Below are 11367 nucleotides of genomic sequence, written 5' to 3'. Positions count from 1 at the left end.
GCCCCGTGGCGGCCGCGCGGCCGGCGCTCCAGGCCGGCAGGACGCCGGGGTCCGGGGTGCCACCGGCCGGCGCGTGGCGCGAGTACCACCAGTTCTCGATGCGGTTCACGACGCCGTTTCCGCCGTGGTCCCGCACCCAGCCCACTGACCGATCCTGCCAGTCGGCCTGGCCGGGGGCCGTCAGCGCGCCCACGTAGGACACGAGGAGCGATGCCAGGACGATGGCGACGACAGCGGCGACGGTCGTCCGGACCCACCGCGGTCGGCGGGCGCGGCGCGGCGCGGGCGGTTCGTCTGTAACCGGCGGGGCCTCGGTGTCGATCATCCGGCGGCCACCAGCTCGTCCAGCCGGCGCCACGGGCGCACGCGCACGGGAACGTCCGCCAGCGAGAGCATCGCCCGGTCGCTGGCGCTGTCGCTGTATGCCCATACCGTGTCCGGCCGGAGCTCGTCGACGAGCGCTCCGATCCGACGCGCCTTCTCGCCGCCCCGGCAGTTCGGCGTCGCGCGCTCCCCGGTCAGGAGACCGCGGTCGGCCGCGAGCTCGGTGGCGATCACGAGGTCGGTGCCGAGCAGGTCGGCCACCGGCCGCACGTAGAGAGCCAGGGACGCCGAGGCGAGGGCCAGCGTGTCGCCGCAGCGCAGGTGCCAGTCCCAGCGGGCGAGGGCGTCGGCGCGGCACCCTTCCGCGACGATCCACCGCGCGAACGCGTTCGCGACGACGTCGACCTTTCGCACCGACCGGCCGGCCAGCGTCCTGCGCAGGAGCGCGTCCTTGAGCTGGGCGCGGCTCCCTCCGTGCACGGCGACATCGGAGGCGACCTGGGCCGTCACGCGCGGCCACGCCGACCCGGCGACCGCTCGCAGGAACGGGACCAGGGTGTCCGACCGCGTGAGGGTGCGGTCGAGGTCCCACACCACCAGCCGTCGTCCGCGACGGTCGGGCTGTCGTGTCGTCACGAGGTCCTCCTGAGGACGCCGAGCTGCAGTGCGCCGGTCGGCCGATGCCTCACGCTCGCAGCCGGATCAGAAGAGGAGGCTGAGAGATCCCGCGGTCGTGCGCGCACGGTGGCGAGCCGCGACACCAGCGGGTCGGGTGCCAGTCGCAGAGCCCACGCCACGACTCGCAGCGACGAGGGCACCCAGACGACCCGGTCGCGCGACGCCACGGACGAGGTGATCGCCCGGCCGACCGCCTCGCGCTCGACAGCGAAGGGCGCGGGCGCGAGACCGGCGGTCATCCGTGTGCGCACGAATCCGGGGCGGACCACCAGCACCCGGACACCGGTGCCCCGTAGGCGCTGACGCAGGCCGGTGAAGAAGGCGTCGGCGCCCGCCTTGGTGGCCCCGTAGACGTAGTTGTCGGCTCGTGGCCGGACGGCCGCGATCGACGAGATCGCCACGATGACGCCGTGCCCCTGCTGCGTCATGCGGCGCGCCACCTGCAGGCCGACCACGACGGCGGACGAGAAGTTGGTCGCGCAGACCTCTGCTGCCAGGCCGGGGTCGCGCTCGAGGGCGTCCTGGTCGGGGAGCACGCCGTGCGCGACGAGCGCCACGTCGATCTCCCACCGGTCGAAGACGCGGTCCACGTCGTCGGCCGCCGCGCCGGGATCCGTCGCCTCGAGGTCGACGACCTCCACGCTCGCTCCCGCCGCGGCCAGGCTCGCGACCGCGCAGTCCCGGTGGGCGCCCGGCCGCGCGGCGATCACGAGCCGCACCTGGCGGTCGCGTACCCACTCCAGGGCCGTGGCGACGGCGATGTCCGACGCACCGCCCAGCAGCAGGACCGTGTCGGGCTGGCCGAGGGAGTTCAGCATCAGCGGCTCCTGCCGGTGAGCCCGAGCCGCCGGTCGAGGTCGGACGTCAGCACGCCGTCGGGGTCCAGCCGGTCCCGTGTCGCGCGCCACTCGTCGAGCCGTGGGTACATCGCCCCGGGCAGGTCGCGCCGCATCCGGGAGTCCTTCACGAGGTAGAGCCGGCCGCCTGCTCCCGCGACCCTCGTGTCGAGAGCGTCGAGGGCGCCCCGGGCGCGGCGTCCCGCCGCGGCGGGGAGATCGAGAGCGAGGGTCCAGCCCGGGAGCGGGAACGACAGGGGAGCGGGCGACGCCGCGCCGAACCGCTTCAGCACGGCCAGCGACGGCGGGCAGCCGACCGTCGACAGCGCTGCGAGCACGGCACCGAGCAGGTCCTCCCGGCCGTCCGGCACTGCGAGCTGGTACTGGACGAACCCGGCGCTCCCGTAGGCGGTAGGCCACGAGGCGATCGAGTCGAGCGGGTGCAAGACCGAGGCGATCGAGCGCGTCCCGGGCTTGATCCCACTGCGCGCTCGGGCGTACCGCGTCGCGTTGGCGGTGCGGACGACGGACGGCCGGACGAGGTTGACCGACAGCGGCCAGCGCCCCGGCCATGCCCGGCTCTGGTACGCGGGCGGCCGCAGACGGTCGGCGGCCGAGAGCTCGTCGAACAGAGCATGGTGGGCGACGGTCACGACCCCGCGTCCGACGGCGGTGCCTCGGGCGTGGCCATCGAGCCACGCCACCGAGTGCACCCCTGCCCGCTGCGCGACGAGCAGACGGTGCAGGACCGCGTCCAGGCTGCCGCACACCGTCTCGTCGACGATCACGAGGCCGCTCGAGATCGGTTCCAGGTCCAGCCGGGCGTCGATGATCAGCCCCGTCAGCCCGAGTCCGCCGACGGTGGCCCAGAACGCGGCGGGGTCGTGGTCCGGGCCGATCACCAGCTCGCCGCCGACGGGCGCGCGCAGGACCAGGCGACCGACGTGGGTCCCGAACGACCCCCGGGAGTCGTGGTTCTTCCCGTGCGCGTCCGCGGCGATCGCGCCGCCGACGGTTACCAGCGCGGTGCCGGGCAGGACCGGAAGGATCCAGCCCTGCGGGACGACGGTCCGCAGTACCTCGCGCAGCGTGACCCCGGCGCCGACGTCGACCCACGCGGCCGGTGTGCCCGGGGACGGCGTCACGTGCACCGGGCCGATCCCGCGGCTGGGGGACGCGGAGACGACGAGACCGGCACTGTTCAAGGCAGCGTCCGAGTAGCTCAGGCCGGCACCGCGGACCGTGAGCCCGCGCGGTCCGGCGCGCCTCACGGCTCGTTCCCACTCGTCGTTCGTGCCGACCGTCAACCTCGTGCTGACCGACACCAGGCTGTTCCCGAAGTTCGAGATCCGCTCCGGTGCTCCGGTCGTCGCGTCCGCACTCGTCGTGCTCACGGCATTGCCACCTGCGCTTCCGGTCGTCGGACCTGGGCCGGTGGCGACCGTAGGACGACCGTCTTGAGAATCGACTGAGAGCACGGCGCCCAGCTCTCAGGTGCTGGACCTCAGCAGCGCAAGCGGCGGTCAGCGTGGGGCTGCGCCGCCGCGCCACCACTCGCCGTCAGGGCGTCGGGCGCGGTGGGATGACCCAGGCGGCGACGAACGCAGCGACCGCCGTGGCCGCGAGGCCGGCGAGCCAGCCCGCGGCGACGAGCGCCGTCAGCTGGTCCACGCGCTGCTCGACGGGCCGCAGGGAGCGGGTCGCGACGACCGTCCCTGACCCTTGCGGCGAGGACCACGCGGTGATCACCGCCGCCATGCGAACACCTGGTCGAGGCTGCCAGGTCACCACGTTCTGGTGCGCCGTCGCCGCGTCGAGGGCCCCCTGCGGCGGCGCGGCGGGCTCCCCGTCGAGCCGCGAGCCGGACGCCAGGATCGCGCCGTCGCGGGCGACCACGGTGACGGCCGCTCCGAGGTCTGTCGCGAGGTCCACCGTCGGCCCACCGGTGACGGACGCGGGCGAGTCGCCGGCAGACAGACGCGCGGCCGCGTCGCTCGACAGCTGGACCTGCGGGTCGTTCGCCGACGACCTCAGCACGTTCTGGCCGACGCCGTAGCCGAGCGCGGCGGCGACCGTGACTGCGGCGGCCGCGGGGATCCAGAGCGCTGCGGTCCACCGCAGCACCTGTGCGGTGGTGCGGGTTCGTCCCGAGGGGAGCGGACCGGTCCTCGCGGTATCCACGCCGACCATGGGGCCACGCTAGCCACGTCGGGTTCTGCGGGCGGCGGTGTGCCCCGGATCGTCGACAACCTTCACCGTGGATCACCGGCGGTCGACCGGATCCCGCGCGGTCGCTAGGTTCGTTCTCGTGGTGGCGACATGATTCACCCGATCCCGATGACCCTGCACATCCCCGCCGGGATGGCCGGCCCGGAGGCCGTGGAGCTCGACGTCCGCGCCTTCCTGGTCGAGCACCCCGACGGCTTCGCGCTGATCGACACGGGGATGGCCGCCGAGCCCGACGCGATCCGTAGCCGGCTCGACGAGCTCGGCGCCGCGTGGTCCGACGTGACCGACGTCCTGCTCACGCACCACCACCCTGACCACACCGGCGGGCTGGCCCGGATCCGCGAGCTCGCGCCCGCCGCGACCGTCTGGGCCAGCCCCCTCGACGACTACGTCGGGCCCGTCTCGTCCGTGTCCGACGGGGACACCGTGCGCGGGCTCCGCGTGCTCGCTCTGCCCGGCCACACGCCCGGGCACCTCGGCCTGGTCCACGTCGCCGACGGCGCCGTGTTCGCCGGGGACGCCGTGGGCGTCGCCGACGGCCGACTGGTCCCCGCGCCGGAGCAGTTCACCGCCGACGCCGCGCGCGCGGCGCAGTCGGTGCGCCGCCTTGCCGAGCACGTCGGGTCGCGCGTGCTGTTCAGCCACGGGCCCGAGATCGACGACCCGGCCGGCGCGCTGCGCGACCTGATCGCGCGCACGGGGTAGTCGCGCGCTACGACGGCAGGATCCCGCGCTCCCGGGCAGCGGCGATCGCCTCCGTGCGGGACTGCACGCCCAGCTTGTCGTAGGCGTGCGCGAGGTGGGACTTCACGGTCGCGCGCGAGAGGAAGAGCTCGCGGGCGATGGCGTCGTTGGACCGGCCGAGCGCCACCAGGTTCAGCACCTCGAGCTCGCGCAGCGTCAGGGAGACGGTGGGGCGGCGCATCCGGTCGAGCAGCCGCGCCTGGATCGCCGGGCCCAGCGCGACAGCACCGGAGTCGGCGGCGCGGACGGCGGCGGTCAGCTCGTCGGTCGGGGCGTCCTTGAGCAGGTACCCGCTCGCGCCGGCCTCGATCGCGGAGAGGATGTCGGAGTCCGAGCCGTACGTGGTGAGGATGAGCACCGGGGGACCGCCCGCGGCGACGATCTGGCGGGTCGCCTCGGCGCCGCCCAGCCGACCGGGCCCGAACTGCAGGTCGAGCAGGAGCACGTCCGCCGGGTCGCCACGCCGCACCCGGGCCACCAGCTCCTCCGCCGTGGCCAGCTCGGCGACCACGCGCATGTCGGGCTCGCTCTCGATCACCGCGCGCAGACCCGCGCGGACCACGGGATGGTCGTCGGTGAGCACGACGTCGATCACGGCGTCCCCTGGAGCTCGTCGGGCACGACGGGGCGGACGTCCTCGGCCACTGGCAGGCGCACGGCGACGGCGGTGCCCTCTCCGGGTGCGCTCTCCACCGTCAGCGTGCCGCCGATCTCCTGGATCCGGGAGCCCATCGCCACGAGCCCGAAGCCGCCGGGGCGAGCGGAGGTGCGCTCCACGTGCGGGTCGAAGCCGCGCCCGTCGTCGACCACGTCGAGGATCACCTMGTCGTCGAGGTAGGTGAGGGTCACCACCGCGTGCCGGGCGGCGGAGTGCTGCACGACGTTGGCCAGGGCCGACTGCGCGACACGGACCAGAGCCGCCTCGAGCGCGACCGGCAACGGTCGGCGGCTGCCCGAGGTCTCCACCCGGACCACGAGCCCGTCGGCCGTGTCCTGCGCGCGCTCGGCCACCCGCTCGAGTGCGGCCACGAGCGTCGCGCCGTCGAGGTCGGCGGGTGCCAGCGCGCGGACGAACCGGCGGGCCTCACCCAGGTTGTCGGCGGCGGTCTCGCGCGCCTGCTCGACGAACCGGCGCGCCCGGTCGTCGTCGGTGCCGATGCTCTGGTCGGCGGAGCGCAGGAGCAGCTCGATCGCGGAGTAGCCCTGCGCGAGGGTGTCGTGGATCTCCCGGGCCAGGCGCTCCCGCTCGCCGGCGACCGCGGCGTCCCGCTCGGCCGCCGCGAGGTGCTCGCGGACCGCCGTGAGGTCCTCGACGGTGCGCCGGCGCTCGTCGGACTCCCGGGCGAGCGCTTCCAGCCCGAGCATCACGGCCACAGCGACGGCGGCGCCCACCACGGGTCCGAGGACCAGCCCGGGCGAGAAGTCGCCGGTCCGCTCGACGAGCCCGGCGCCGACGGCGAGCACCGTGGTCGCGACGACGGCGAGCACGCCGCGGTGCGGCCCGAGGACGTGCATCTCGAGAAGGGTCAACGGGAACGCGAGCCACAGGGCCGAGGTGCTCGTGGCCAGCAGCGCCACCCAGAGCAGGAGGAGCCCGGCGACCCAGGCCCCGGCCGGCCACCAGGCTCCCCGCGGCGTGGTGATCGGTTGCTCGTGGATCCGGATCGCGGCGCGGCCCCAGGCGTAGAGCAGGCCGAACGCGAGCGCGGCGACGACCGCCACCCACGGTCGGACCGACGGGTCGGGCTGGAGCACGGCGGTCACCAGCAGGGCCGCCACCAGCACGTCCAGGCCGATCAGCAGCCCGCGGGTCACCGGGAAGGTCGCGTGGGCAGGCACCCAGCCACCGTAGCCACCGGGGGGAGCGGGGCATCGGCCAAAGGGTGGAGATCCGCCGCCACCCTCCGGCTCCGAGGGTCCAGCCCGCGGCCCGATGGGCTCGGGTCGGTCCGCCGCGACGCTGGAGGGAGCCACCCACCGACCCTGGAGGTCACCGATGTTCGTCGCCCTGCGCGACCTGCGCCACGCTCGCGGGCGCTTCACCCTGATGCTCGTCGTGATCGCGATGATCACGTTCCTCGTCACGTTCCTCGCCTCGCTGACCGCCGGCCTGTCCCGCGAGTCGACGTCGGCCGTCACCGCCCTGCGCGCCGACCACCTGGCGTTCGCGATGCCCGACCCGACCGACGCGCTCGACTTCACCGCCTCCTCGGTGACCGCCGACCAGTGGCAGGACTGGGCCGCCGCGCCGGGGGTCGTCAGCGCCGACCCGCTCGGCGTCGCGATGACCCGCTCGGAGTCGCGCACCACGACGGCCTCGGTCACGGCTCTGGGGGTCGAGCCGGGCTCCGCACTACTTCCGGCCGGGGCCGGCACGCTGGCCCAGGGCACCGTCGTGCTGTCGGAGTCGGCCGCGACCGAGCTGTCCGTCGCCGAGGGTGACACGGTCGCCGTCGCGGGCCTGCAGCTGCGGGTCGCGGCGATCCTGGACACGACGACGTCCTTCGCGCACACGCCGGTCGTCTGGACGACGCTGGACGACTGGCAGGCGATCGGCACGCCGGGTGTCGACGGCGCGGCCGGCCCCACCGCCACCGTCGTCGCCCTGACACTCGACGAGCAGGACGCCACGGTCGCCGACACCGACGCGGCGCTGGGCACCGTGACCGTCACGACGGCGCAGGCGCGCAGCGCGATCAGCTCCTACTCGGCCGAGAACGGCTCGCTGACGATGATGCAGGTCTTCCTCATGGCGATCTCCGCGCTGGTCGTCGGCGCGTTCTTCACCGTGTGGACCATCAGCCGCGCGGGCGACGTCGCCGTGCTGAAGGCGCTGGGGGCCTCCACGCGCTACCTCCTGCGCGACGCGATCGGGCAGGCGGCCGTGGTGCTCGTGCTCGGCGTCGGGATCGGCACCGCGCTCGCCGCCGTCGGCGCGGCGCTGCTGTCGGGGGTGGTGCCCGTCGTCGTCAGCGCCACCACGGTCCTGGTCCCCGCGGTCGCGCTCGTCGCGATGGGCCTGGTCGGCTCGGCGCTGGCCATCGCCCGGATCACCCGCATCGACCCCCACGCAGCCCTCGCGGCGCGCTGAACCCGAAGGAGCTCCACCATGGAACTGCACCTGGACCACATCACGCTCGTCTACCCCGACGGGGACACCACCCTGACTGCCGTCGACGACGTCAGCATCGCCATCCCGTCGGGCACGACGACGGCCCTGCTCGGCCCCTCGGGGTCGGGGAAGTCCAGCCTGCTCGCGGTGGCGGGCGGCCTGACGCGGCCGAACTCGGGAGCGGTACGCATCGACGAGGAGGTGCTCTTCGAGCCCGGCACCTCGCTCGCCGGCGCGACGCGGACCCGGCTCGAGCAGATCGGGATCGTGTTCCAGTCGCCGCAGCTGCTGGCGTCGCTGACCGCCCTCGAGCAGCTCGAGCTGCACGCGCACCTGCGCGGCCGGCGCCCCGCCGCGGTCCGGGCGGAGGCCATGACGCTGCTCGCGGAGGTCGGGCTCGCCGACCAGGCCGGCAAGCGACCGGCGCAGCTCTCGGGCGGCCAGCGTCAGCGGGTCGCGATCGCCCGGGCTCTGGTCGGGTCGCCGCGGGTGCTTCTGGTCGACGAGCCGACGTCCGCGCTCGACCACGAGCGGGGCACGCAGGTGATCGAGCTGATCACGCGGCTCACGCGGGAGCTCGACGCGGCGACGTTGCTGGTCTCCCACGACGCGTCCACCCTGGGCTCGGTCGACGCGACGGTCCGGATGCTCGACGGACGGCTCGAGACTGCAGGCGCGCTCGTCGCGTGACCCGGTCAGTCGGGCGGTCGGAGCTCGAGCCGGTAGAACACGCTGTGCGGGTCGATCACGTAGTCGGCGAACGGCGGGCACTCGACGAACCCCGCCCGCTCGTAGAGCCGCCGGGCGGGAGCGAAGTAGTCCTGCGTCCCGGTCTCGAGGTGGACGGTCCGGATGCCCCGCCCCGAGGCGACGGCGAGCACGTGCGCGAGCACCGACGCCCCGACGCCACGCCCCCGCGCCGCGGTCGCGGTGCGCATCGACTTGAGCTCGCTGTCCGTCGGGCCGAGCTGCTTGAGGGCCGCGCAGCCGAGCAGGCTCCCGGTGGTGTCGCGTGCGGTCCAGAAGGTGATGCCCGGGGTCGCGAGCGCCGACGGGTCCAGCGCGTGCACGGACTCGGCGGGCGAGGTCGCGTACATGTCGGTGAGGTGGTCGTCGAGCAGGGCCAGCACGTCGGGGGCGCGGGGGTCGTCGGTGTCGACGGTGTACCCGGTCGTCGAGGGCACGCGGAGCGACCCGTTCACGTCGAGTCGCGGGCCATGACGAGGAACTCGTCGCCCGGGTGAGCCGGCGCCTCGATGGACTCGTCCAGGGCCGCCAGGACGGAGGCGGCCAGGTAGCCGGCCTGAGCGTCGATGGCCTGCCACACGGTCGTGAGCGGAGGCGCGGCCAGGCTCGCCGCGGGGATGTCGTCGACACCGATGACCGCGACGTCCTCCGGGGTGCGGAGCCCCTGCGCGCGCAGGCCCGACAGGACGGCGAGSGCGACCTCGTCGTTGTACGCCGCGACCGCGGTCACGGGTGGGTCGGCCGCCCGCCACTCCCGCGCCGCCGCGGCCGCGGAGTCCGTGGTGAGGTCCACCTCCCGCACCATCGGTGCCGGGAGGCCGAGCCTCTCGCACTCGGCGACGACCCCCGCCAGGCGAGGTTCGGCGAACGCGGTCAGGCGCACGTCGGCGGGGGCGGCGTACGCGAGGACCCGGTGGCCGCGTCCGACGAGGTGCTCGACCTGCAGCCGCCCGATCTCCGACTGCGGGGCGGAGAAGCCGCCTGGGGGTGCGTCCTCGTCGAGCGTGCTCCCCACCACGACGATGCCGGCCTGGCGCATCGCGCGGGCGTCCTCCTCGGCGAAGGGGGCGAGCCCGAGCACGGCGCGCGGCGTCACGGCCCGCCAGAGGTCCGAGAGCGGACGAGGTCCGCGGTCGTGGTGCACCAGCACCGACAGGCCGCGGTCGGCGAGCTGGGCCGTGAGCTGGTCGAGCAGCGAGTCGATGACCGGCCCGATGGTCCAGTTGGGCAGGACGCAGAGCACGAGGTCGCTCCGGCCCGAGCGCAGGGCGCGGGCGGCAGCCGACGGCGTGTAGCCCAGTCGGGCCGCCGCGTCCCGGACTCGCTGGCGGGTGGCCTCGGGGATCGCCACGCCGGTCTTGCCGTTGAGCACGTAGCTCACGGTGGTGCGCGACAGGCCGCTCTCGCGTGCCACGTCGGCACTGGTCAACCGCGGCACGGTTCCTCCCTCGACACCCGGCTCAGCTCCGGCCACCCTAGCCGGGCGGGCCGACCCGCCGTGCTCACCCCCAGCAGAGACAGAAGGGGTGACCTGCCGGGTCGGCGTAGACCTGGAACCCCTCGGTGGCGTCCGGGTCCTGCGCCGACTGGAGGAGCTGAGCGCCCAGCGCCATGACCTCGTCGTGCGCGGCCGCGACGTCCTCGACGTACAGGTCCAGATGGATCTGCTGCTGCTCGCCGTCGGGCCAGTCGGGGCGCACGTGGTCGGGCGCCAGCTGGAAGCCGAGGCGCGGGTGCCCGTCGACGTACACGGTGTGCCAGTCGTCCTCGGCCTCGACCGTGCCGCCGAGGAGCCCCGCCCAGAAGGTGCTCTCGGCCGCGAGGTCCGGAGCGTCGACGACGACGACCTGCTTGAGGATCTTCATGCCTGGATGCTGTCACCGGCCGCCGACACGGGCATCGCGGGAGACATCGGGCCGGATCCACGACTGCAACCGATTCGTAACGCAGAAGCGCGTTCTCGCAACGGATTTCCGCTAGGTTCCGTCGAAACGGCCGCGATATCGGCGGTCAGAGCGGGTGCCGGCCACGGGAGAGGGGCTGCAGCGATGGAGGATGTCGTCGCCGTCCGGCTACGGGGCGTCCGCAAGGAGTTCGGCGAGGTCGTCGCCGTCGACGGCGTGGACCTCGACGTCCGCGACGGCGAGTTCATGACGCTGCTGGGGCCGTCGGGCTCGGGCAAGACCACGGTGCTGCGCATGATCGCCGGCTTCGAGCTGCCCACCGGGGGGACCGTCGAGCTGGCGGGCGTGGACGTGACCCAGCGGGCGCCGTTCGAGCGGGACGTCAACACGGTGTTCCAGGACTACGCGCTGTTCCCGCACATGAGCGTCCTCGACAATATCGCGTACGGGCTGCGCGTGAAGCGGGTGGGCCGCAAGGAGCGCACGCAGCGCGCACTCGAGGCGCTCGAGAGCGTGCAGCTCGGCGGCTACGGGGACCGCAAGCCCGCGCAGCTCTCGGGCGGGCAACGGCAGCGCGTCGCGCTGGCACGGGCGCTGGTCAACCGCCCGCGCGTGCTGCTGCTGGACGAGCCGCTCGGCGCCCTCGACCTCAAGCTGCGCGAGCAGATGCAGGTCGAGCTCAAGGCGATCCAGAGGCAGGTCGGCATCACGTTCCTGTTCGTCACGCACGACCAGGAGGAGGCGCTGACGATGTCCGACCGCATCGCCGTCTTCGCGGGCGGGCGGATCGAGC

General features: G+C 74.4%; 14 protein-coding genes. 4 read left to right on the top strand and 10 right to left on the bottom strand.

Features of this window, described 5'->3' with window-relative positions:
* The 5 genes from ACXJKG_RS14470 to ACXJKG_RS14450 all read right to left on the bottom strand — a co-directional run.
* Positions 1 to 325: hypothetical protein (locus ACXJKG_RS14470; protein WP_456846446.1), on the bottom strand; the 325-nt coding region annotated here is incomplete at its 3' end.
* Positions 322 to 960, bottom strand: coding sequence for an HAD-IB family hydrolase (locus tag ACXJKG_RS14465; RefSeq protein WP_456846445.1), 639 nt, complete (start codon positions 958 to 960; stop codon positions 322 to 324). The genes ACXJKG_RS14465 and ACXJKG_RS14470, both read right to left, overlap by 4 nt.
* Positions 957 to 1820: an SDR family NAD(P)-dependent oxidoreductase gene (locus ACXJKG_RS14460; RefSeq protein WP_456846444.1), complete on the bottom strand. Its 864-nt coding sequence runs from the start codon at positions 1818 to 1820 to the stop codon at positions 957 to 959. The genes ACXJKG_RS14465 and ACXJKG_RS14460 overlap by 4 nt, the downstream gene beginning before the upstream one ends.
* Positions 1820 to 3232 (bottom strand): FAD-binding protein, encoded by a 1413-nt coding sequence (locus tag ACXJKG_RS14455; protein ID WP_456846443.1) that lies wholly within the window; start codon positions 3230 to 3232, stop codon positions 1820 to 1822. Before ACXJKG_RS14455 ends, ACXJKG_RS14460 begins: the two co-directional genes overlap by 1 nt.
* A 166-nt stretch (positions 3233 to 3398) precedes the next feature.
* Positions 3399 to 4028 (bottom strand): hypothetical protein, encoded by a 630-nt coding sequence (locus ACXJKG_RS14450; RefSeq protein WP_456846442.1) that lies wholly within the window; start codon positions 4026 to 4028, stop codon positions 3399 to 3401.
* A 129-nt stretch (positions 4029 to 4157) separates the two neighbouring features.
* Here ACXJKG_RS14450 and ACXJKG_RS14445 point away from each other — a divergent pair, with 129 nt between their 5' ends.
* Positions 4158 to 4772 (top strand): MBL fold metallo-hydrolase, encoded by a 615-nt coding sequence (locus ACXJKG_RS14445; protein ID WP_456846441.1) that lies wholly within the window; start codon positions 4158 to 4160, stop codon positions 4770 to 4772.
* Positions 4773 to 4779: 7 nt separating this feature from the next.
* Here ACXJKG_RS14445 and ACXJKG_RS14440 read toward each other — a convergent pair whose 3' ends face one another.
* On the bottom strand, positions 4780 to 5406 hold the full coding sequence (locus ACXJKG_RS14440; RefSeq protein WP_456846440.1) for a response regulator: 627 nt from the start codon (positions 5404 to 5406) through the stop codon (positions 4780 to 4782).
* Positions 5403 to 6650 (bottom strand): sensor histidine kinase, encoded by a 1248-nt coding sequence (locus tag ACXJKG_RS14435; RefSeq protein WP_456846439.1) that lies wholly within the window; start codon positions 6648 to 6650, stop codon positions 5403 to 5405. Before ACXJKG_RS14435 ends, ACXJKG_RS14440 begins: the two co-directional genes overlap by 4 nt.
* Positions 6651 to 6807: 157 nt before the next feature.
* Between ACXJKG_RS14435 and ACXJKG_RS14430 the strand changes: the two genes are divergently transcribed.
* Together ACXJKG_RS14430 and ACXJKG_RS14425 are read left to right on the top strand one after the other, a co-directional pair.
* Positions 6808 to 7902 carry an ABC transporter permease gene (locus ACXJKG_RS14430; RefSeq protein ID WP_456846438.1) on the top strand — a complete coding sequence of 365 codons (1095 nt, stop codon included), beginning with the start codon at positions 6808 to 6810 and terminating at the stop codon, positions 7900 to 7902.
* 18 nt (positions 7903 to 7920) lie between these two features.
* On the top strand, positions 7921 to 8613 hold the full coding sequence (locus ACXJKG_RS14425) for an ABC transporter ATP-binding protein (protein ID WP_456846437.1): 693 nt from the start codon (positions 7921 to 7923) through the stop codon (positions 8611 to 8613).
* A 5-nt stretch (positions 8614 to 8618) separates the two neighbouring features.
* On the opposite strand, the gene ACXJKG_RS14420 is transcribed toward ACXJKG_RS14425, so the two are convergent.
* From ACXJKG_RS14420 to ACXJKG_RS14410, 3 genes are all read right to left on the bottom strand, one after another.
* On the bottom strand, positions 8619 to 9107 hold the full coding sequence (locus ACXJKG_RS14420) for a GNAT family N-acetyltransferase (RefSeq protein WP_456846436.1): 489 nt from the start codon (positions 9105 to 9107) through the stop codon (positions 8619 to 8621).
* A 14-nt stretch (positions 9108 to 9121) separates the two neighbouring features.
* Entirely contained in the window at positions 9122 to 10108 is a 987-nt protein-coding gene (locus ACXJKG_RS14415) for a LacI family DNA-binding transcriptional regulator (RefSeq protein ID WP_456846435.1), read from the bottom strand.
* A 64-nt stretch (positions 10109 to 10172) separates the two neighbouring features.
* The gene (locus ACXJKG_RS14410; RefSeq protein WP_456846434.1) at positions 10173 to 10535 is read right to left on the bottom strand and encodes a VOC family protein; all 363 of its coding nucleotides are present in this window, start codon (positions 10533 to 10535) and stop codon (positions 10173 to 10175) included.
* 183 nt (positions 10536 to 10718) lie between these two features.
* Between ACXJKG_RS14410 and ACXJKG_RS14405 the strand changes: the two genes are divergently transcribed.
* On the top strand, positions 10719 to 11367 hold a 649-nt coding region (locus ACXJKG_RS14405; RefSeq protein WP_456846433.1), incomplete at its 3' end, for an ABC transporter ATP-binding protein.

The sequence above is a fragment of the Cellulomonas sp. P5_C6 genome (assembly GCF_054049635.1).
The sequence above is the reverse complement of the archived record's forward strand: the minus strand, read 5'-3'. Positions and strand labels throughout refer to the sequence as shown.